18 protein-coding genes and 2 tRNA genes are annotated in these 21198 nt (G+C 64.0%); 14 read left to right on the top strand and 6 right to left on the bottom strand.

Going from position 1 to position 21198, the window contains the following annotated elements; genetic code table 11:
* Position 1: 1 nt before the first annotated feature.
* On the bottom strand, positions 2-4750 hold the full coding sequence (gene gltB, locus APS40_RS06455) for a glutamate synthase large subunit (protein ID WP_082434227.1): 4749 nt from the start codon (positions 4748-4750) through the stop codon (positions 2-4).
* Between the two features lie 418 nt (positions 4751-5168).
* Between gltB and APS40_RS25580 the strand changes: the two genes are divergently transcribed.
* Positions 5169-6350, top strand: a complete 1182-nt coding sequence (locus APS40_RS25580; RefSeq protein ID WP_442855865.1) for a cupin domain-containing protein — start codon at positions 5169-5171, stop codon at positions 6348-6350.
* A gap of 88 nt (positions 6351-6438) precedes the next feature.
* Here the strand turns inward: APS40_RS25580 and dps are convergent, their stop codons facing one another.
* The 3 genes from dps to APS40_RS06430 all read right to left on the bottom strand — a co-directional run bounded on the left by dps (position 6439) and on the right by APS40_RS06430 (position 8021).
* Positions 6439-6912 (bottom strand): DNA starvation/stationary phase protection protein Dps, encoded by a 474-nt coding sequence (dps, locus tag APS40_RS06440; protein WP_055046264.1) that lies wholly within the window; start codon positions 6910-6912, stop codon positions 6439-6441.
* A gap of 96 nt (positions 6913-7008) precedes the next feature.
* The gene (locus APS40_RS06435; protein WP_055046263.1) at positions 7009-7383 is read right to left on the bottom strand and encodes a DUF4087 domain-containing protein; all 375 of its coding nucleotides are present in this window, start codon (positions 7381-7383) and stop codon (positions 7009-7011) included.
* A gap of 182 nt (positions 7384-7565) precedes the next feature.
* On the bottom strand, positions 7566-8021 hold the full coding sequence (locus tag APS40_RS06430) for an Hsp20 family protein (protein WP_055046262.1): 456 nt from the start codon (positions 8019-8021) through the stop codon (positions 7566-7568).
* Between the two features lie 413 nt (positions 8022-8434).
* Here APS40_RS06430 and APS40_RS06425 point away from each other — a divergent pair, with 413 nt between their 5' ends.
* Complete coding sequence (locus APS40_RS06425; protein ID WP_055046261.1) at positions 8435-9409, top strand: alpha/beta hydrolase; 975 nt, start codon at positions 8435-8437, stop codon at positions 9407-9409.
* Between the two features lie 62 nt (positions 9410-9471).
* Here the strand turns inward: APS40_RS06425 and hisN are convergent, their stop codons facing one another.
* Together hisN and APS40_RS06415 are read right to left on the bottom strand one after the other, a co-directional pair.
* Entirely contained in the window at positions 9472-10299 is an 828-nt protein-coding gene (gene hisN / locus APS40_RS06420; protein WP_055046260.1) for a histidinol-phosphatase, read from the bottom strand.
* 343 nt (positions 10300-10642) lie between these two features.
* Complete coding sequence (locus APS40_RS06415) at positions 10643-11539, bottom strand: N-formylglutamate amidohydrolase (protein ID WP_236884211.1); 897 nt, start codon at positions 11537-11539, stop codon at positions 10643-10645.
* Positions 11540-11730: 191 nt separating this feature from the next.
* Here APS40_RS06415 and cpdR point away from each other — a divergent pair, with 191 nt between their 5' ends.
* The 12 genes from cpdR to APS40_RS06355 all read left to right on the top strand — a co-directional run bounded on the left by cpdR (position 11731) and on the right by APS40_RS06355 (position 21151).
* Positions 11731-12093, top strand: a complete 363-nt coding sequence (gene cpdR, locus APS40_RS06410) for a cell cycle two-component system response regulator CpdR (protein WP_211199055.1) — start codon at positions 11731-11733, stop codon at positions 12091-12093.
* 165 nt (positions 12094-12258) lie between these two features.
* Positions 12259-12333 (top strand) — tRNA-Val (locus APS40_RS06405).
* A gap of 89 nt (positions 12334-12422) precedes the next feature.
* Positions 12423-12497, top strand: a tRNA-Val gene (locus tag APS40_RS06400).
* A gap of 402 nt (positions 12498-12899) precedes the next feature.
* The gene (locus APS40_RS06395) at positions 12900-13559 is read left to right on the top strand and encodes an outer membrane protein (RefSeq protein ID WP_055046258.1); all 660 of its coding nucleotides are present in this window, start codon (positions 12900-12902) and stop codon (positions 13557-13559) included.
* Positions 13560-13794: 235 nt separating this feature from the next.
* The gene (locus tag APS40_RS06390; protein WP_055046257.1) at positions 13795-14466 is read left to right on the top strand and encodes an outer membrane protein; all 672 of its coding nucleotides are present in this window, start codon (positions 13795-13797) and stop codon (positions 14464-14466) included.
* Between the two features lie 308 nt (positions 14467-14774).
* A complete protein-coding gene (locus APS40_RS06385; RefSeq protein WP_055046256.1) occupies positions 14775-15452 on the top strand; it encodes an outer membrane protein in 678 nt (225 codons plus the stop codon).
* A 460-nt stretch (positions 15453-15912) separates the two neighbouring features.
* Entirely contained in the window at positions 15913-16200 is a 288-nt protein-coding gene (locus tag APS40_RS24790; protein ID WP_156342851.1) for an outer membrane protein, read from the top strand.
* A gap of 194 nt (positions 16201-16394) precedes the next feature.
* The gene (locus APS40_RS06375) at positions 16395-17036 is read left to right on the top strand and encodes an outer membrane protein (protein ID WP_197279448.1); all 642 of its coding nucleotides are present in this window, start codon (positions 16395-16397) and stop codon (positions 17034-17036) included.
* A gap of 186 nt (positions 17037-17222) precedes the next feature.
* On the top strand, positions 17223-17900 hold the full coding sequence (locus APS40_RS06370) for an outer membrane protein (protein ID WP_055046253.1): 678 nt from the start codon (positions 17223-17225) through the stop codon (positions 17898-17900).
* A gap of 176 nt (positions 17901-18076) precedes the next feature.
* Positions 18077-18694 (top strand): outer membrane protein, encoded by a 618-nt coding sequence (locus APS40_RS06365; RefSeq protein WP_055046252.1) that lies wholly within the window; start codon positions 18077-18079, stop codon positions 18692-18694.
* A gap of 113 nt (positions 18695-18807) precedes the next feature.
* A complete protein-coding gene (locus APS40_RS06360) occupies positions 18808-20403 on the top strand; it encodes a peptide chain release factor 3 (RefSeq protein ID WP_055046251.1) in 1596 nt (531 codons plus the stop codon).
* A 7-nt stretch (positions 20404-20410) separates the two neighbouring features.
* The gene (locus tag APS40_RS06355; protein ID WP_055046250.1) at positions 20411-21151 is read left to right on the top strand and encodes a metallophosphoesterase family protein; all 741 of its coding nucleotides are present in this window, start codon (positions 20411-20413) and stop codon (positions 21149-21151) included.
* The last annotated feature ends 47 nt before the right edge of the window (positions 21152-21198 follow it).

Here is a 21198-nt window from a genome sequence, read left to right as displayed (position 1 = left end):
CTTACTCCGCGGCGACCTGTTGAGCGGCCTCACGGGCCTTTTCCATCCGCTGGAGCGCCTTGCGGTACTCGATCGGCATGACCTTCCTGAACTTGGGCAGGTACTCGTCCCAGTTCGAGAGGATGTGGTTGGCGCGCGACGAGCCGGTGAAGCTCTTGTGCCTGAGGATCAGCTGGTAGAGCCGTTCGGCATCGCGCCGCTGCAGGTCGTGCATGATCTCGACCACGCCCATCGTCTCGAGGTCGTTGCGGTGGCCGAAGTCGCGTTCGTTGAGACGCTCCTCCTCGACCACCGGTTCGAGCTCGACCATCGACATGTTGCAGCGGCTCTCGAAGCTGTCCTCCTCGTCGAGGACATAGGCCACGCCGCCCGACATGCCGGCCGCGAAGTTGCGGCCGGTCTTGCCCAGCACCACCACCACGCCGCCAGTCATATACTCGCAGCCATGGTCGCCGGTGCCTTCGACCACCGCGATGGCGCCGGAATTGCGGACGGCGAAGCGCTCGCCCGCGACGCCGCGGAAGTAGCACTCACCGGTGATGGCGCCGTAGAGCGCGGTGTTGCCGATGATGATCGAATCCTCGGGCACGTAGCCGCGTTCCTCCGGCGGCCGAACCACGAGGCGCGCGCCGGAGAGGCCCTTGCCCACATAGTCGTTGGCCTCGCCGACCAGGTCGATCGAGATGCCGCGCGTCGCCCAGGCGCCGAAGGCCTGGCCGGCGGTGCCGGTGAGCGACACGGCGATGGTGTCCTCGGCAAGGCCGGCATGGCCGTAGCGCTTGGCCACCGCGCCGCCGAGCATGGCGCCCGCCGAGCGGTCAACGCTGGTGATCGTCTCGGTGATCTTGACCGGGGTGCCGTGGTCGAGCGCGGGCTGCGCCGCGGCGATCAGGCGGCGGTCCAGCACCTTGTCGATCGGGTGGTTCTGGCCTTCGGTGTGGGTGATCCCCACGCCTTCGGGCGCGAACGGCTTGTGGAACAGCTTGGAGAAGTCGAGGCCCTTGGCCTTCCAGTGGGTGATGGCTTCGGTCTTGTCGAGCATCTGCATCTGCCCGACCATTTCCTCGAACCGGGTATAGCCCATCTCGGCCATCAGCTCGCGCACTTCCTCGGCGACGAAGAAGAGGTAGTTGATGACGTGCTCGGGCTTGCCGGTGAAGCGGGCCCGCAGCACCGGGTCCTGGGTGGCGACGCCAACCGGGCAGGTGTTGAGGTGGCACTTGCGCATCATCACGCAGCCGGCCGCGATCAGCGGCGCAGTGGCGAGACCGAACTCGTCGGCGCCGAGCAGGGCGCCGATGACCACGTCACGGCCGGTGCGCACGCCGCCATCGACCTGCACCGCGATACGGCTGCGCAGCCGGTTGCGGACCAGGGTCTGCTGGGTTTCGGCGAGGCCGATTTCCCAGGGCGAGCCGGCATGCTTGAGCGAGGTCAGCGGCGAAGCGCCGGTGCCGCCCTCGTAGCCGGAGATGGTGACATGGTCGGCGCGCGCCTTGGCGACGCCGGCAGCGACGGTGCCGACGCCGACTTCGGAGACGAGCTTCACCGAGACCTGGCCATCCGGGTTGACGTTCTTCAGATCGAAGATCAACTGCGCCAGATCCTCGATCGAGTAGATGTCATGGTGCGGCGGCGGTGAGATCAGGCCGACGCCCGGGGTCGAGTGACGGACCTTGGCGATGGTCTCGTTCACCTTGTCGCCGGGCAGCTGCCCGCCTTCGCCGGGCTTGGCGCCCTGCGCCATCTTGATCTGCATCATGTCGGAGTTGACGAGATATTCCGTCGTGACGCCGAAGCGGCCCGAGGCCACCTGCTTGATGGCCGAGCGCTTGGAATCGCCGTTCGGCAGCGGCTTGAATCGATCCGGCTCTTCGCCGCCCTCGCCGGTGTTCGACTTGCCGCCGATGCGGTTCATCGCCACGGCCAGCGTGGTGTGGGCCTCGAGCGAGATCGAGCCATAGCTCATCGCACCAGTCGAGAAGCGCTTGACGATCTCGACTGCCGGCTCGACCTGGTCGAGCGCCACCGGGGCGCGGCCTTCCTCGTCCGCCTTCCTGATGCGGAACAGCGAGCGGATGGTGACGTACTTGTCTTCCACCTCGTTCACCAGGCGCGAGAACTCGCGATACTTGTCGCGAGCGTTGCCGCGCGCCGCGTGCTGCAGGTTGGCGACCGTCTCGGAGCGCCAGACATGCGCCTCACCGCGCTGCCGGAAGGCGTAATCGCCGCCGACATCGAGCACGTCCTCGAGCACCGGCGAGTTGCCGAAGGCATCCTGGTGCCGCAGCACGGTTTCCTCAGCGATCTCCTTGAGACCGGCGCCTTCGATGGTGGTGGCGGTGCCGGTGAAGTAGGTGTTGACGAAATCCGAGCTCAGGCCCACGGCGTCGAAGATCTGCGCGCCGCAATAGGACTGATAGGTCGAGATGCCCATCTTGGCGGTGACCTTCAGGATGCCCTTACCGATCGCCTTGATGTAGCGGTAGATGATCTCTTCGGCGTCCAGCTCACCGGGCAGGTCCGCCTTCATCGCCGCGAGCGTCTCGAATGCCAGGTAGGGGTTGATCGCCTCGGCGCCATAGCCGGCGAGAGCGCAGAAATGGTGGATTTCGCGCGCTTCGCCGGTTTCGACCACGAGACCGACCGAGGTTCTGAGCCCCTTGCGGATCAGATGGTGGTGGATGCCGGCGGTGGCCAGCAGCGCAGGGATCGCCACCCGGTCGCGGTTCATGGCGCGATCGGAGAGGATGATGATGTTGTCGCCCGAGTGCACCGCCATCTCGGCATCCGAGAACAGCTGGTCGAGCGCCCGCTTCATCCCGTCGGCGCCTTCCGACACCGGATAGGTGATATCCAGCGTCTTGCTGCGGAACGGGTTGTCTTCCATGCCGCCGATGGCGCGGATCTTTTCCAGATCCTCGTTGGTCAGGATCGGCTGGCGCACTTCGAGCCGCTGGCGGCTGTTGCCGCCCGTCAGGTCGAGCACGTTCGGCCGCGGCCCGATGAACGAGACGAGGCTCATCACCAGCTCTTCGCGGATCGAGTCGATCGGCGGGTTGGTGACCTGGGCGAAGTTCTGCTTGAAGTAGGAATAAAGCAGCTTAGACTTGTTGGAGAGCGCCGAGATCGGCGTGTCGGTGCCCATCGAGCCCACGGCTTCCTGGCCGGTGGCGGCCATCGGCGGCAGGATCAGCTTCAGGTCTTCCTGGGTGTAACCGAAGGCCTGCTGGCGATCGAGCAGCGGCACGTCCGAGGTCTTGGGCTCGAAATGCACCGGCGGCAGTTCCTCGAGCACGATCTGGGTGCGGCCCAGCCACTGCTTGTAGGGGTGCGCGTTGGCGAGCTCGGCCTTGATCTCCTCGTCCGAGACGATGCGGCCCTGCTTCAGGTCGATCAGCAGCATCTTGCCCGGCTGCAGGCGCCACTTCTTCTTGATCTTGGCAGCCGGGATCGGCAGCACGCCGGCTTCCGAGCTCATCACCACTTCGTCGTCTTCGGTGACGAGGTAGCGGGCCGGACGCAGGCCGTTGCGGTCGAGCGTCGCGCCGATATGGACGCCGTCCGAGAAGCACATGGCGGCGGGGCCGTCCCACGGCTCCATCAGCGCGGCATGATACTCGTAGAAGGCGCGGCGATCCTCATCCATCAGCGGGTTGCCGGCCCAGGCTTCCGGGATCAGCATCATCGCCGCATGCGGCAGCGAGTAGCCGCCGCGGATCAGGAACTCGAGCGCGTTGTCGAAGCAGGCGGTGTCGGACTGACCCGGATAGGAGATCGGCCAGAGCTTGTTGATGTCGCCCCCGAACAAGGGCGACGAGACTGAAGCCTGCCGCGCCGCCATCCAGTTGACGTTGCCGCGCACGGTGTTGATTTCGCCGTTGTGGCAGACGAACCGATAGGGGTGCGCCAGCCGCCAGGACGGGAAGGTGTTGGTGGAAAAGCGCTGGTGCACCAGGGCCAGCGCCGACTCGAAGTCGGCGTCGTGCAGGTCCTGATAATAGGCGCCGAGCTGGGCAGCGAGGAACATGCCCTTGTAGACCAGGGTGCGGCAGCTCATCGAGACGATATAGAAGTCGTTCGGCTTGCCTTCGAAGGCCGAATAGATCTTGGCCGACATCACCTTGCGGATGATGTAGAGCTTGCGCTCGAACGCCTCTTCATCGGCAATACCGTCCCCGCGCCCAATGATCACCTGCCGGTGGTAGGGCTCGGTGGCGACGATCTCGGGGTCCTTCGACAGCGAGGAGTTGTCGGACGGCACGTCGCGCCAGCCGATGACGCTCTGGCCCTCGTCCTCGATCACCTTGTTGACGACGCGCTCCATCTTGGCGCGGAGCTCGGCATCCTGCGGCATGAAGATGAAGCCGACGGCGTACTTGCCCTGTTCGGGCAGGTGGAAGCCGAGCCGGGCGCTCTCCTTGACGAAGAACTTGTGCGGGATCTGCACCATGATGCCGGCGCCGTCGCCCATCAGCGGGTCGGCGCCCACCGCACCGCGGTGCTCGAGGTTCTCGAGGATGGCCAGACCGTTCTGCACGATCTTCTGGCTCGGCTGGTTCTTCAGGTTGACGATGAAGCCCACGCCACAGGCATCGACTTCCCGCGTCGGGTCGTAGAGGCCCTCCGCCGCCGGGCGCATCACGCCGGTGGGCAGGTCCTGACGGTATCCCTGGCGGTAACCGTCATTTTTGCGAATGGCGGTTACCGCGACGGGAAGTGAAGGATTTTCGTTCCGTGCATCAGCCATTTGCAAAGTCCTCTGTTTTGCAGTCGTCTTCGAGACCGGAGCAAGTGCCCCAGTGTTCAAGTTCCTTTCGACGCGCCTTCAGCCCCCAGTCGTACCCTCAGTGTACGGCTCGAATCCGAGTGCGCAATCCTTTAGTGGGGAGCGGCTCTGCATCCAAATGGCCGCTCGTACGGGCTCGATAAGGCCCCACCCCTCCGTTTCCGCTATCGACAAGCGGGCCAGCCGGATCGGCGTGTGAAACGCATCCGGGGAGACCGGTCGCTCACGAAATTGGACAGACGTGCTGTCCTATCCAGGCTACATTTGCATAATTCCAAACTGCGAGCAAGCGCCCGAGGACACTTTTTTGCCGTGTTGTGATCGAGCGGGCGTAGGAGATCGCAGGGACGGAATAGGAAAACAGTAGGAATTGAGGGCCGTGCGCCGCCTGACAAAGGCGCGTTTCGGGCGATTTTCCGGGGTCGCGGCTATAGGAATTGCCGCGATCAAGAACCTGTCGGTACGGCGCGGGCGAAGCGGCCCCTCGACATCGGGCCGTCGCGATGTGCATGTTTCACCTCGCGAAATTCCACCCGAGCCTCCGATGTCAGCCCGACCTTCGTTCATCGTCAACATCCGCGACGGCCTGAGGCCGATCGACCCGGGCGGCTTCGCCGATATGGGCGGATTCGAGCACCCGGTCGGGAGGCGGCACGGGCTCAGCCATATCGGCATCAAGTACGAAGTGGCGCCGCCCGGCAGCCGCACATCGTTTCCGCACGCCGAAAAACTCGAAGAAGAATTCGTCTTCGTGCTCGCGGGCAAGCCGGATGTGTGGATCGACGGGAAGCTTCACCCGCTCGACGCTGGCGATGCCGTGGCGTTCCCCGCCGGAACGGGGATCGCCCACAGCTTCCTGAACAACAGCAACGAGGACATGCACCTGATCATCGTCGGCGAGCACGAGGTTCCCGGCAATCAGCTCTACTACCCGCTCAACCCCGAGCGGATGGCCGAGTTCGGGGCATGGAACGGCGCCTGGCTCGAGGCGCCGAAGCGGCCGCTCGGCCCGCATGACGGCAAGGCCCGGGCCAGCAGCCGCGATGACGGAGCAGTGCGCCCCCGCCGCCCCGGCTTTCTGGCGCATTACAGCAAGGGGCTCGCGCCGATCGCCAACCCGAAGCACACCAATCATGGCGGCCAGAGCAGCCGAATGGGTGCGGCGCTGGGGCTGACCCGCATCGGCATAAACTACGACATCGTCGCTCCAGGCAAGCGCACCTCGCGCCCGCATGCCGAAAGCGCAGAAGACGAGTTCGTACTGGTGCTGCGAGGCCGGCCGGACGTCTGGATCGACGGGCACCCCCACGAGCTTAACGAGGGCGACGCGGCGGTGTTTCCCGCCGGCACCGGGATTGCCCACTCGTTTCTCAACAACAGCGACGCCGAGGTGCACCTGCTGGTTATCGGCGAGCATGCGCGCGACGGCAACCGGATCAACTATCCGCTGAACCCGGAACGAATGGCAGAGTTCGCGAAAGTGGGACGCGCCTGGCTGGACGCGCCGAAGCGGGAACTGGGCCCGCATGACGGGATGGCGCGGGCGGGGATGCGGAGTTGAGCGAACGTCCGCCACTTGCATCGAAGCATCAGTCGGGCTTCTCCCCCGCAATGGGGGGAGAGGGCTGAGAGATCCGCGCGGAAGGCCGCTATTCCAGATGGCTCTTCAGGAACCACAGATTCTTGTCGAGGCTGCGGGAGAAAGCCGTGAAGATATCCGCGGTGTCGGCGTCGCCCGCTTCGTCTGCGGCGTCGATTCCCTCGCGTGTCGATTTACTGAGGGCGGCATAGCGCTCGACCAGGGCCCCGAGGTGATCGGTGACCTTGCGGATGTCGGTCGGGTATGGGGCGAGCTTGCTGGCCTTGCCGACCGTCTGCAGCGTGCCGAGGGCAATGCCGTCGAGCTGGGCCACGCGCTCGGCAATGATATCGACATGCTCGTCGACATCGTCACGCAACTGATCGAGCAACTCGTGCACGGCGATGAAGGTCGGACCCTTGAGGTTCCAGTGCGCCTGCTTGGTGATCAGTGCCAGATCGATGGCGTCGGCGAGGCGGGCATTCAACAGGTCGATCATTTCGGCCTTGGTGTTGGACTTGAGGCCGATCTCGGGGGATTTCATCTGGGGAACCTATGACGCGTTTGAGGACACGGTGAAACGGCGTGGGCACTGCGGAGGTTCCGCGCTTGCTGCAGTTCCTGGATAGACCACGCACCATCAGTCCGGGCTGGGTAGCGACTTGTCGGCTTTGCAGACGCTCAGCGGCTTGATCGCTCCGGAGAAGATCTCGGTGATGCGCTCGTCCGCCCTGTCGACGGTGACGCTCATGCAGGCGCAGCCATAGCCGTAGCCGCTACCCGGGTTGTTGGTCTCGACGAACTGACCTTCGTCGAAGTCGGGAGCCTTATCGATGCCCCTGGGCCCAGCGCCGTCGGCGTCGCCCTGCGAGCTGATGGTCCAGGTGGCATCCTTGTCCATGAGCCACAGGTTGCCAGGCGTCGGGTTCATGTACCAGCCGCAGCGGGTCTCGGCGGCCGGCGCCGGGGAAACCGCAATCAAGGACACGGCAACGATGGCGGCAAGGCGATGCATGGCGACGCTCCCAATCTGGCGGCGCTACAGCAGCAGGTCGGCCGTCCGGCCGCAAGGCTCGTTGCCGTCGAGCGTCGGCAGTGTGCAAACGACAAGGGCGCGGTCCTCTCGGACCACGCCCTCATTTCCGTTCACCTGACGATCAGACCGCCTGGTTCATCGCCAGGTCGTTCATGACCGGATTAGTTGACCGTCTGATCCTCGATGGTCTTGGTCGTGGCGCTGATCGGAATCTGGCGAGCCTTCTTGCTCTCCGGAATTTCGCGCTTCAGCTCGATATGGAGCAGGCCGTTCTCGAGGTTGGCGCCGGCGACTTCGACATAGTCGGCGAGCTGGAAGCGCAGCTCGAAGGCGCGCTCGGCGATGCCGCGGTGCAGGAACTCGCGGGCCTTGTCCTCGCTCTCCTGGGCCTTGGCGCCCTTGACGACGAGGTTGTTCTCCTTGCTCTCGATGGCAATGTCGCCTTCGGCGAACCCGGCTACCGCAATCGAAATACGGTAGGTGTTCTCACCGGTCTTCTCGATATTGTACGGAGGATAGGATTTCGCCTCCTGGCCCACCAGGGCGTCGAGACGGTTGAAGACCCGGTCGAAACCGACGGTCGAACGATAGAAGGGGGAAAAATCGTAGCTAGCCATGATCACATTCTCCTTTGAGCAACGTGGCTTTCTCGGGTGTCCCATGCGCGCTCCCCAATTGGGCAAGCTCCGCATTCCCGGGTTCCCGGTCCCCGGGGGTTCCCGGCGGACAGCATTGATTTAGGAAGCATCGGCCGGGGTTCAAGTCCCCCGTTCAGGTCGATGAACCGAAGATGAATGTGGCGATCAAAGGCGGTTCAGACAGCCGGCCCTATAAGCGGGACTGTGCTTACTGTCTGCTGCAGGGCACACCGAATGAGCCGCCTTCACCCGCCCCCCGCAAGGCGGCCATCACAGGAAAGCCAGTGTCTCTAGCGAGGCGCTGGCTTTTCGGTTTCCCGGTGCCGTGGCGAGCCATCATTCCCGTGGCAGCGGGAATCCAGTATGCACGAGGCGATCGTCCGGAGCTGCGCATGAACGCCATCGTCGACCCCAATGGGCCAACCCTTGCCGTGGTGCCGTCCAATCCGGTGCCGGAGGGCGCGCGGGTCGGCTATTTCACCACGCCCGATAAGGTGCAGCTGCGCTACGCCACCTTTCCTAAGGGGCAGGGGGCGGCCAAGGGGACCGTCTGCCTGGTGCAGGGACGTACCGAGTTCATCGAGAAGTATTTCGAGACCATCGCCGATTTCCAGTCGCGCGGCTTTGCCGTCGCCACCTTCGACTGGCGCGGGCAGGGCGGCAGCCAGCGGCTGATCGGCAACCGACGGCTGGGCTACGTGCGGCGCTTCGACGACTACTGGGAGGATCTCAAGGCCTTCCACGGCTCGATCCTGCTGCCCGACTGTCCGGCGCCCTACTATCTGGTGGGCCATTCGATGGGCGGGCTCGCCTCGCTCTATGCCGGCATCCGCGACCGCATGATGTTCGAGCGCATCTTCGTGTCTGCCCCGATGGTCGGACTCGACCGCCAGCCGTTCAGCATGGCCGGCATGGCGAGGCTTTGCGGCACGCTGTCCAATCTGGGCCTGGCGCGGTTGCCTATCGGGCGGCGCGGCGACAAGGCGCAGACCGAACAGCGTTTTGCCGGCAACCCGCTGACCTCGGATCTCGCGCGCTTCAACCGTTCGGTGGAAGTGCTGAAGGCGCGGCCGGAACTCGAACTCGGGGCCCCGACCTTCCGCTGGGCCGCATCGGCGTTCGCCGCCATGGCCGGCGCCGCGACCGATGAGTTTCCCGGCGCCGTGCGCATCCCGGTGCTGATGCTGGCGGCGGCGCGCGACGAGATCGTTTCGACCGCCGCCATCGAAACGCTCGGGTTGAGGATGCGCACCGGCCGCCATGTGGTGATCCCCGGCGCGCGGCACGAGATGTTCGTCGAGAACGACGCCATCCGCGCGCAGGTGTTCGCGGCGTTCGATGCGTTTATTACGGAACAGAGCGCCTGAACGGACTCTCGGTCGGGCCTTCTCCCACAAGGGGAGAAGGCGTCGGCCGATGGGGCAGTGCACTACCCCTTGAGCACCGCCAGCGCCGCGGCGTGCAGTTCGGGCGTCGCGGCGGCGACGCAGTTGCCGCCCTGTTCGGCCGGGCCGCCGTCCCAGGTGGTGATGACGCCGCCGGCATTCTCGATCAGCGGGATCAGCGGGCAGATATCGACATTCTTCAATCCCGCCTCGACCACCAGATCGATATGGCCGGCCGCCATCAGGGCGTAGCCGTAGCAATCGAGGCCATAGCGGGTGGTGAGCACTGCGCTACTGATCGCGTTCCACAAGCGTGACAGGTCTCGCCCCTGGCGCACGAACAGGTCGGGCGAGGTGGTGGTCAGCTTGGCTCTGGCCAGCTCGGTCACCGGGCTGGTCCTCAGCGGCAGGTGTTGGTCGCCGCGATAATAGCCGGCCTCCCCGGGGAGGCTCAGATAGATCTCGCCGGTAAACGGCTGCGCCATGAGCCCGGCGACAGCGCGTCCCTCATAGGTGAGCCCGACCAATGTGCCCCAGACCGGCACTCCGGTGATGAAGGCGCGAGTGCCGTCGATAGGGTCGATGATCCAGGAAAACGGCGTCGAGCCCGGCTTGTCGTCCCATTCTTCCCCAACGATGGCATGGTCGGGAAAGCGCGTTCCGATCAGCTCGCGGATAACGCGTTCGGCTTCGCGGTCGGCTTCGGTGACCGGATCGAACCCCACCGACCACTTGTTGTCCACCGCGATGCCCTGGCGGAAGCGAGGCAAGGTGATGCTCGCCGCGATCTCGGCGGCATCAAGCAGGGTGCGGCGCACCAGGTCGGCGGTGAGCCCGCCCAGATCGTCGACGCCAAGAGATGTATCGTTCATGTCAGCCTTCCCGGCCCCGAATTCGTGAGATTTGACAGCGGGCTAGCGGCCGCCGCGAGCCGCGTCGCGCGAATACTCTGTGACGATCGTGATTCATTTTTGCAACAACGGCACGAGTTTATCTGTTGAAGACTTTCAGCCATCTTGTGAATGGCGGCAAATCAGTTCACGCCAGTAACTGCATGATGGATGGGCGGCTTTCGAGCCTCTTGCTTCGACTTAGGCAACGCACGCTGGCCGTCATCGTTTCCTCCCTTGACTGGGCCGCTCCGGCGGCCCGATTTTTCTGGGAACTCTAATCGCTTAGCCCGTAGGCCCGAACGTTCGGTGACCAGCGCCGGCGTCACTCCGCCGCGTATTTCTCCGAGATCGGGGCGGGCGGCGCCAGCATGGCGAAATCGAGCCCGACCAGCGTCGCGACCAGCCGGTCCACCAGTTGGCGCATGGCGCCGAAACCGGCATTCTTCTCCAGCGTCACTTCGTTCATGTAGAGATGGCGGCTGAGCTCGATCTGCAGGGCGTGCACACCATGCTGGGGGCGGCCATAGGTGCGGGTGCAGAAGCCGCCGGCGTAGGGCCGGTTGCGGGCGACGCGCAATCCGGCGCCGGCGAATACCATTTCGGCGAGATCGGCGAGAATCGGGGCGCAGGTGGTGCCATAGCGGTCGCCCAGCACCACGTCGGGGCCGAGTCGATCGCCCGTGCGGGACAGTCGCGGCATAGAATGGCAATCGATCAGCACAGCCACGCCGAAGCTGCCATAGGCCTCGGTCAGCAGTCGCTGCATGGTGGCGTGATAGGGCTGGTAGATGCCCTCGATGCGCATGCGCGCGTCGTCGAGCGTCAGCCGCTCCTTGTAGATCGGCTTGTTCTCGGCCACCACGCGCGCCAGCGTGCCGAGCCCGGCGGCGACGCGCGGGCTGGTGGTGTTGAAGCGCTCCGACAGCGGCTCGACGAACATGGTGGGATCGAGCTCCCACGGCTCACGGTTCACGTCGAGATAGGCCCGGGGAAAATGCGCGCGGATCAGCGGCGCCCCCAGATGCGGGGCACGCTGGAACAGCTCGTCGACGAAAGCATCTTCGGACTGGCGGATCGACAGGTGGTCGAGCCGGGTCATTTGAAGAAAGCGTTCGGGGTAATCGCGGCCGGAATGCGCCGAATTGAACACCAGAGGTGCCATCACCCGGCGAGGCCGGATGGTTTCGAATGCTGGCCTGTCCCAATAGTCGGACTGCACCGGGTCTCCCTTCAGCGCCGAAGCGCTGTCTCACCCCCGCAGTTTGCCGCGCGTCAGGAGGAATGTCCATAAGTCCGACGGGGTCATGTTCACACTTGCCCTCGCATGGGTTCTCGATAGAGAAAACTTGCATTAAACATCACGCATTAAAGTGCCGCGGCAAACAGCCGTCGAAGGGCCGCCAAGAGGACATGATGAAGCGCATCCTGCTCGCCGAAGACGATAACGACATGCGCCAGTTCCTCACCCGCGCCCTCAAGACCGCCGGTTACGAGGTGGTCTCGTTCGACAACGGCAAATCGGCCTACGAGCGGCTGCGCGAAGAGCCGTTCTCGCTGTTGCTCAGCGACATCGTGATGCCCGAGATGGATGGGATCGAACTCGCGCGTCGCGCCACCGAGCTCGACCCCGATCTCAAGGTGATGTTCATCACCGGGTTCGCCGCCGTGGCGCTGAACCCCGACTCGGAGGCTCCCAAGGATGCCTCGGTGCTGTCCAAGCCGTTCCACCTCAAGGATCTGGTGCACGAGGTCGAACGCCTGCTGGCGGCGTGATCCCGGGGCGGCGGAGCTCTTGGCCGCAAGGCCCGTGGGCCGGGTGCGACGGGGTGTTCGACCGGCAGTTTTCCCAGCCTGGAATTGACCCTTGACCCGCAAGCGGGTTTTATGGTCTACCGCGCTCGCAACGACGGGCGCCGCCCGAAGTTGCGATGAAGTGATGGGTGTATAGCTCAGCGGGAGAGCACTACCTTGACATGGTAGGGGTCACAGGTTCAATCCCTGTTACACCCACCATCGCTTCGCTCGAGGACTCCCGAAGTCCTTGAACGGCCGATGAAATCGGCCCCGCAGTTTGGTGGCAGCAGGCTTGCCGCCCAACGGATGGGTGTGTAGCTCAGCGGGAGAGCATCGCCTTCACACGGCGGGGGTCACAGGTTCAATCCCTGTCACACCCACCATCCAGACAAAGCCCCTGGCGCCGAACGGCCGCCGGGGGTTTTGCTTTTCTGGCTCGGCTCGGCTCGGCTCGGCGACGGGCGTCGCAAGGGGGGCAGAGCTGTCGAAGCGCTGTGATCGTCGCCGGTGTTGCGGGTTGGCGGTCCCCGCACGCTCCCGCTTTCCCAAAAATTGTCCCCACTTCGCCGCAGAGTCTTTCGGGGGGCTGAAGGGGCATCCCTGATCGCTGGCCGAGTCTGACCGTCGCCAAGTACTTGTCAATGCACGTGATATGTCGGGCTGGCGCCCCTTCGACAGATGCGGGACGGCAACACCCGCCGCAAGAGTGCTGATCGTTGTCATTGGAAGGCTCGATTTCTGCCGCATTTCCTGTCAGGGTGACGCACACCTTGTGGAGGGTAATCATGAAGCGCATCACCATTGCACTGCTGACCACCGTGGTTGGCGCTGGTCTGATGTCCTCGGCCTACGCCGCGGATCTGATCATCAACGAACCGGCGCCGGTCGGCGTTGTCGACGTCAGCGGCAACTGGGACGGCCCGTATATCGGTGTTTTCGCCGGTTACGGTTGGGGTTCGGCCGAACAGTCGACGACCGATGCCATCTTCGATGGCGACGCCCTGGACCTCTCTGGGTGGATGCTCGGGGTTGCCGCTGGTGCCAACTTCACTGTCGGCACCGGGATTGTTGCCGGTATCGTCGGCGATATCGCGTGGAGCGATATCAGCGGCTACGACGCGGACTATTTCACCAGCGTCGACATCGACTGGACCGGGTCGCTACGTGGTAAGCTCGGTTTCGACGGTGGCGCGTTCCTTCCTTACCTGACGGCTGGTCTGGCCGTGGCCAATGCCACCATCGACTTTGATGGCGATTCCGACAGCAATACGCATATCGGCTGGACGGTCGGTGCGGGCGTTGAGTTTGCTGTGGCCGATAACGTATCCATCGACCTCCTGTACCGCTATAGCGACTACGGAACGCAGACATACGAGGTTGTTCCAGACTCTGACGTCACTCTTACTGCGCACACGGTTTCCGTCGGCCTGAACTGGCGCTTCTGAGCCGATCCAGTCGTACGAAGCTTTCCACCCCGCCCGGCGTGAGCCGTGGCGGGGTTTGCTTTTTCCGTCAAAATTCCTTGATTGTGCCTTGAAATCGCCACCCCGAAAACAGGTGTGGCGCGAATGGCACGACTCTCTTCCGGAGGGGGCTCGCGTGAACAGTTTGTTAGCACGTGAGGTCGCTTTTGCCTGCGACACGGGCTACGTGAAGGCCCTCTCTCTAGGAGTCGACTAAATGAATCGTTTTGCAATCGCTCTGCTGGCCGGCGTGGCTGGCGTCTCCGTGATGTCCTCGGCGTTCGCCGCTGACCTCATCATCTCCGAGCCCGCTCCGGCGGTCGGCGTGGTTTCGACCTCGGGCGGCAACTGGGACGGTCTGTTCCTTGGCGCCTTCGCCGGCTATGGCTGGGGCACGCTGACCGACGAGGATGGCTACTACGATGCTCCCGGCACCGAGTACGATCCCACCGGTTGGCAGGTCGGTGTTGCCGCTGGCGTGAACTTCACCGTCTCGGAAGCTATCGTTGCCGGTCTCGTGGCCGACATCGCCTGGTCGGATCTGGGCGGCGACTTCGTTGGTGGTGACCTCACCTCGAAGACCGACTGGCAGGGCAGCATCCGCGGCCGTCTCGGCTTCGATGGCGGTGCATTCCTCCCGTACATCACCGGCGGTCTCGCCTTCGCCAACAACACGCTCACCGACAACGCGACCCCGATCGATGACACCCAGACCCATATCGGCTGGACCCTCGGCGCCGGTGTCGAGTTCGCAGTGGCCGATAACGTGTCGCTGGACCTGCAGTACCGCTACTCGGATTTCGGAACCAAGACCTACGACCTGAACGTTCCGACCGACTACAGCCTGACCTCGCACGCGGTCACCGCCGGTATCAACTTCCGCTTCTGATTTCCGGTCTCGGCCTCCGGGCCGAACGGTCATCAAATCAAGCCCCGCCCGGTGCAAACCGCGGCGGGGTTTGACTTTGCAGATACTATCGTCATTTTTCGTAGCAACGCGGAACACTGGCTCAGTGCTGTCGCATGCGTGGTGCAATTCTGACCAGATGTGGCTCACTAACATATGTTAACGCCGTCGCCTCATGTGTGTCGTCGATGTGACACCTTGCGGCTAACCTGTGCGTTGCTGGCGCCCTCGGGTTTCCTTTCACCCAAACGTGCGTATCTTGAGAGCGTTGTTTTTATGGAGGCCATCCAATGAACCGTCTCACGATTTCCCTGCTCGCCGGCGTTGCTGCCCTGGGCTTCATCTCGTCCGTCCAGGCGGCCGACCTCATCATTTCCGAGCCGGCGCCCGTCGTCGGTGTCGTCGATACCAGTGGCAACTGGGACGGCGTCTACGTCGGCGCCTTCGCCGGCTATGGCTGGGGCACGGTCAACGATGACGAGGGCTACTTCAACGTCCCCGACACCGAATATGACCTGACCGGCTGGCAGCTCGGTGTCGCCGTCGGCGCCAACTTTACCGTGTCAGAGGCTATCGTTGCCGGTATCGTTGCCGACATCGCCTGGTCCGACATCAGCGGCGATGATGCCGTTGATGGCATCGCTTACGACGTGAACTGGCTCGGCAGCATCCGCGGCCGGCTCGGGTTCGACGGCGGCGCGTTCCTGCCTTACCTGACCGCTGGTGTGGCCTTCGCGGGGGCCACTGCCACCGACAACACGGTGGTTCCGGGTGTCGAGGACGATGCCACCCATATCGGCTGGACCGTCGGTGCGGGCGTCGAATTCGCGGTGGCCGACAACATTTCGGTCGACCTGCTGTATCGCTATAGCGACTACGGCTCGCAGACCTACACGCTCGATGGTGGTGACACCGACCTGGGCCTGACTGCGCACACCATCTCTGCCGGTGTGAACTTCAAGTTCTGATCTAGCGGCTATAGGGCCAAATGGTGACCCCGCCCGGCACTGCCGGTGGCGGGGTCATTTTTCGTCTGTCGGGGTGCGGCGCGGAAGTAGAGTTGCGCCGCACGCGCAGCCGATGTCGATTTGATCTCGAGCAGCGAGGCTACACTGCGGAGGCTACCGCTCATCCACAGCTGTTGCGCATTTGCCCTTGCAAGATAGGCAAAACCGTCCCACCTTGGCTGTCATGTTCAACCAGCAAGAAGGAGGTGGTCCAAGTGTCTCATCAGAAATCGTCGGTTTCGAAGGGTCTTGGAGTCTCCGTTAGCTCGGAGCAGCCTCTGGCCTGATCGAAGGCACCTCGCCCGATGGCTTTTGTCATCCGGCAATGACTGCTTCGAAAGCCACGAAATCGGAAAGGGTCGCCTCCGGGCGGCCCTTTCTTTTTGCCGTATCGCCAGGACCAATCTCATCAACGAAATCGGTGCAACTGGGTCGGCTAGGTTCGTGGCCGGCTCGGCTACGACGGCGGCGCATTCATGCCCTGTCTGACCGCCGGTCTGGCGTTCGGCCAGGGCCATGCCTTGCCTCCCACGTCACCAACCTGCATGTCGGCTGGACCATCGGTGCTGGTGTCGAGTTCGCCGTCAGCGACGCGCTGTCGCTCGATCTGCTGTATCGCTACACCGACCTGGCGCCGGAGGACTACGCCGCCCCCAATGTCGGCCTCGAAACCCATTCGGTTACTGCCGGCCTCAACTCGTCGTCCTGAGCCCGGTTGCCCGCATGACCTGCAAGGCCCCCCACTGGGTGGCCCTTGTGTTTGGTTCGCGGCGAAGGGCAGAAATGTGTCGCCGGCGCAACAGTGGTGAGATTTTGGCGAAATCGTGCTGAACCGCAGGCGCTTGTGATTTGTTTGGCAACACTCAATGCCCAATGGTGGCGTCATCGTACTGGAGGTTGATTATGACTAGGTTTGCATTGCTGCTGGCCGCAGGTGTTTCGGCCGTTGCGATTTCGTCGGCTGCTCACGCTGCCGATCTCATCATTGACGAGCCCGCCGTTGGCGTCGTTGACGTGACTGGCAACTGGGATGGCGCCTATATCGGGGTGTTCGGCGGCTACGGCGCCGGCAACTATTCCGAAGACGGCGGCTTCGAGACCGACGTTTCCGGCTGGCTTGCCGGCGTGGCGCTGGGTGCCAACTTCACCGTGTCCAGCGGTATCGTCGCCGGCATCGTGGGCGACATCGCCTGGTCGAACATCGGCTATGACGAGCCCTTCGGAACATCGCAGCTCGACTGGATCGGCTCGCTGCGCGGCCGGCTCGGCTTCGACGGTGGCGCCTTCCTGCCTTACCTGACCGCAGGTCTGGCAGTTGCCAACAACACCATCGACAACGACATTTCAGGCCTGTCCGACTCGAACGTGCATGTCGGTTGGACCGTCGGCGCCGGCGTCGAATTTGCGGCCACGGAGAACCTGTCGGTCGATCTGCAGTACCGCTATTCCGATTATGGCACGCAGACCTATGACGTTGGCTTCGGCAACTTCGATTCGACGATCACGACGCACCAGGTCACCGTCGGGCTCAACTGGTCGTTCTGAAGCTCCCTATCCTGTAATTCGAAAGGGCCGCCCTCGGGCGGCCCTTTCTGTTGGGCGATTGCCGCCGCAGAACCATTCGTTAACCAAGTCCTGACGGTTACCGCGGCGTAAAGGAATTGTTTGCAACTTGGATTCGATTCATGCGGGCACGTAATCCGTTCCCTTCGTGTACCTTGGAGGCACATCATGAACCGTTTCTCTCTCACTCTCTTGGCGGGCGTTGCCGTGCTGTCCATGGCTTCGGCGGCTTCGGCAGCCGACCTTCTGGTGCGGCAGCAGCCGTCGATGCCGGGCTTCGTCGATATGGGCAGCAGCGGTGGCTGGGATGGCGCCTATATCGGCGGCTTCGTCGGCTATGGCTGGGGCACCGCCTCGGATGACAACACTCCACTCGATCTCCTCTCGTCCAGCGAACTCGATCTCTCGGGCTGGACCGTCGGTGCAACCTTGGGTGCCAACTTCACCGTCGCGCCGGGCTTCATTTTGGGCGCGGCCGGCGATCTCGCCTGGAATGGCATCGGCGGCTTTGACGGCGGTGTTGTCCCGGGCGTTGATGTCGACATCAACTGGAACGGTGCACTGCGGGCTCGGGCCGGCTTCGATGGCGGCGCCTTCATGCCCTACCTGACCGCCGGTCTTGCCTTTGCCGGCGCCACTGCCAGCCAGGGCGGCACGGACAGCACGCAGATGCATTTCGGCTGGACCGCCGGCGCCGGCGTCGAAGTCGCGGCCACCGAGCAGATCTCGGTCGACCTGCAGTACCGCTACTCGGATTATGGCAAGGCCACCTACGACCTGAACGGCGGCTCGGAACTCGGCCTCACCACCCATGCGCTTACGGCCGGTGTGAACTTCAAGTTCTAAGCCGCCCTCATAAAAGTCTGCAAAAGGGCCGCCTCGCGCGGCCCTTTTTTCGTTGAGGTGTCGCAAGTGTGGCGGGCGGGTGACACCCCAACGGCTTTTCTGTGGGGCGGCCGGATTTCCTATCGCATCGGTCGGGATTTGCGACTATCCGACAACGCGACTTCTAGGAGACTCACATGAATCGCTTTGTAATTGCTCTGCTTTCCGGCGTTGCCGGTCTTGCTCTCGTGTCGGGCGCCCAGGCTGCTGACCTCATCATCGACGAGCCCGCAGCCGGCGTGGTCGAAGTTGCCGGCGGCAACTGGGATGGCCTCTATGTCGGCGCCTTCGTCGGCGGCCTCGGCGGCACCTTCACCGATGACTCGACCAGCGCCGAGTGGGATGTCAGCGGTTGGCTCGCCGGTGTGAACCTCGGCGCCAACTTCACCGTCGCCGACGGCATCGTGCTCGGCGTGGTGGGCGACGTTGCCTGGAGCAACGCCGAGAACCAGGATGGTGCCCCGCTCTCCATCGATTGGACCGGCTCGCTGCGCGGCCGTCTCGGCTTTGACGGCGGCTCGTTCCTGCCGTACCTGACCGCTGGTCTGGCCGTTGCCGGCGCCGAGATCGACGGCGTCAACGAGACCCATGTCGGCTGGACCGTCGGCGCTGGTGTCGAGTTCGCCGTGGCCGAGAACATCTCGGTCGACCTGCTGTACCGCTACTCCGACTACGGTAGCGTGGACTACGGTGTCGATGACGACTTCAGCCTGACCGCGCATGCCGTCACCGTCGGCCTGAACTTCAAGTTCTAAGCCGCGCTGATCGACTGAACGATGAACGGCCGTCCCCCGGGGCGGCCGTTCTTTTTTTGCATTCGGCGCACAACACGACTATGTAGCGGCCTTCCATACTTTCGAGCCCGTCGATGAACGCCCTGACCGCCACGGCGCCTGCCGCAAAACTGCTGCCCTACCAGTCGCGCCGGACCTTCGCGATCATCTCGCATCCGGACGCCGGCAAGACCACGCTCACCGAAAAGCTGCTCGCCTCGTCCGGCGCCATTCAGCAGGCCGGGCAGGTGCGCCACCGCGCCAACCAGCGCGCCACCCGCTCGGACTGGATGGAGATCGAGCGGCAGCGCGGCATCTCGATCACCTCGTCGGTGATGACCTTCGAGCATCTGGGGCTGACCTTTAACCTGCTCGACACGCCCGGCCACTCCGACTTCTCCGAAGATACCTATCGCACGCTGACGGCGGTCGACGCCGCGATCATGGTGATCGACGTCGCCAAGGGCATCGAGGCGCAGACGCTGAAGCTGTTCGAGGTCTGCCGGCTGCGCGACATCCCGATCATCACCTTCGCCAACAAGGTCGATCGCGAAGGCAAGGATCCGGTCGAGATCCTCGATGAGATCGCCTCCACCCTGGCGCTCGATGTGTCGCCGGTGGTCTGGCCGCTGGGCGGCGGGGTCGACTTCCGGGGCATCGTCGATCTCACCGCCGGTGTGGTGAAGCGGCCGAACGGCGAAGTGTGGAAGACCTTTGCCGATGTCGAGGAACTAAGCCGCGACAACGAATTCGCCGTGGATCCGGTGATCATGGCCAGCCTCGAGAATCTGGAACTGGCGCGCGCCGGCTTTCCGGCCTTCGACCACGAGATCTACCTCGCCGGCCATCTGACGCCGGTGATCTTCGGTTCGGCGCTGAAGTCGGTTTCGGTGCCGGAGATGCTGGCGGCGCTCGGTGCCTGGGCGCCAGAGCCCAGGCCGCAGCCGGCCGAGCCCAAGCCGATCGAGCCGGACGATCCCAAGGTGTCGGGCTTTGTGTTTAAGGTACAGGCCAACATGGACGCCAACCATCGCGACCGCATCGCCTTCGTGCGCCTGAGTTCGGGCACCTTCAAGCGCGGCATGCGGCTGAGGAATGTCCGCACCGGCAAGGACATGGCCGTATCGAACCCGATGTTCTTCTTCGGTCACGATCGCGAACTCGCCGAAGAAGCGGTGGCCGGGGATATCGTCGGCATCCCCAACCACGGGGCGCTCAGCGTCGGCGACACCCTTACCGAGGGCGCCAATATCAAGGTGACGGGCATCCCGAACTTTGCGCCGGAAATCATCCGTCGCGTCCGGCTGACCGACCCGATGAAGGCCAAGCAACTGGCCAAGGCGCTGAGCGATCTCGCCGAAGAGGGCGTGGCGCAGATCTTCCGCCGCATGGTGGGCGCCGACTACATCGTCGGCGTGGTCGGCCAACTGCAGCTCGAAGTGCTGCAGAGCCGGATCGATACCGAATATCACGTGCCGATCAGCTTCGAGGCGATCAATTTCGAGCTGGCGCGCTGGATCGTCTCGGACGACAAGAAGGAACTCGAGCGCTTCATCTCCGCCAACAAGCTGGAGATGGCCGAGGACAAATATGGCGACCCGGTCTACCTGGCGCAGTCGAGCTGGTGGCTGGGCCGCGCCGAGCGCGATTACCCCAAAGTGCAGTTCCTGACGACGAAGGAACGGCATTAGCTTCAAGATGCGTGCTGGCCCGACCGTCATTGCTCATCTGAGCGACCCGCATCTCGACGCGCGTCCGGTGACGTTGCACCGGCTGCGCCAGGTAATCGCCGCATTGGGTGAACTGCCGCGGCTCGATGCGGTGGTGATTACCGGCGACATTGCGGATGGAGGATTGGCGTCCGAGTATCAGGCGGTGATGGCCGAGATTGCCGGGTTGCCGCCGACCCTCGTTACCACAGGCAATCATTGCCTCAGGGCGGCTTTCGAGGCGCAGGTCGGCCCACGGAACAGCCAGCTCGAGGTGTCGGGGTTGCGCATTGTCGGGCTCGACACCGCCCGCGACGGTCGCGACGAGGGGCTGCTGGATGACGCTACGCTCGCCTATGCCAGGCAGGCGATCGGTTCCGCTCCCGGTGCCGTGCTGCTCGCCTTGCATCACCCCCCGGTCGATATCGGTCACCCGATCATCGATGCGACCAAGCTTTCAAATCCCGAGGCATTGGCCGGGCTGCTCGCGTCGTCGCCAGCGGTGATCGGCGTCCTCACCGGACATGTTCACACCCCGCACGTTACGCAGTTTGCCGGCGTACCGCTGATCGGTGCGCCGGGCATTGTCTCGACGTTGCGTATCAACGAGCAGGAACGTCTCTCCGCCGACGGAGCGGCGCCGCCGGGCTTCGCCGTCCACGTCATCGACCGGGGCAGGCTCGCGACGCGCTTTGTCGCGCTGGGTCCGCAGCCGGACAGCATCGGCTGACGGCCATCCGGCCAACCCTTTGCGCTGCCTTGCGATCTCCATGATCG

The sequence above is a fragment of the Devosia sp. A16 genome (genome assembly GCF_001402915.1).
Taxonomy (GTDB): Bacteria; Pseudomonadota; Alphaproteobacteria; order Rhizobiales; family Devosiaceae; genus Devosia_A.
Note: the sequence above shows the minus strand (reverse complement) of the source record. Positions and strands in the feature narration are given on the sequence as shown.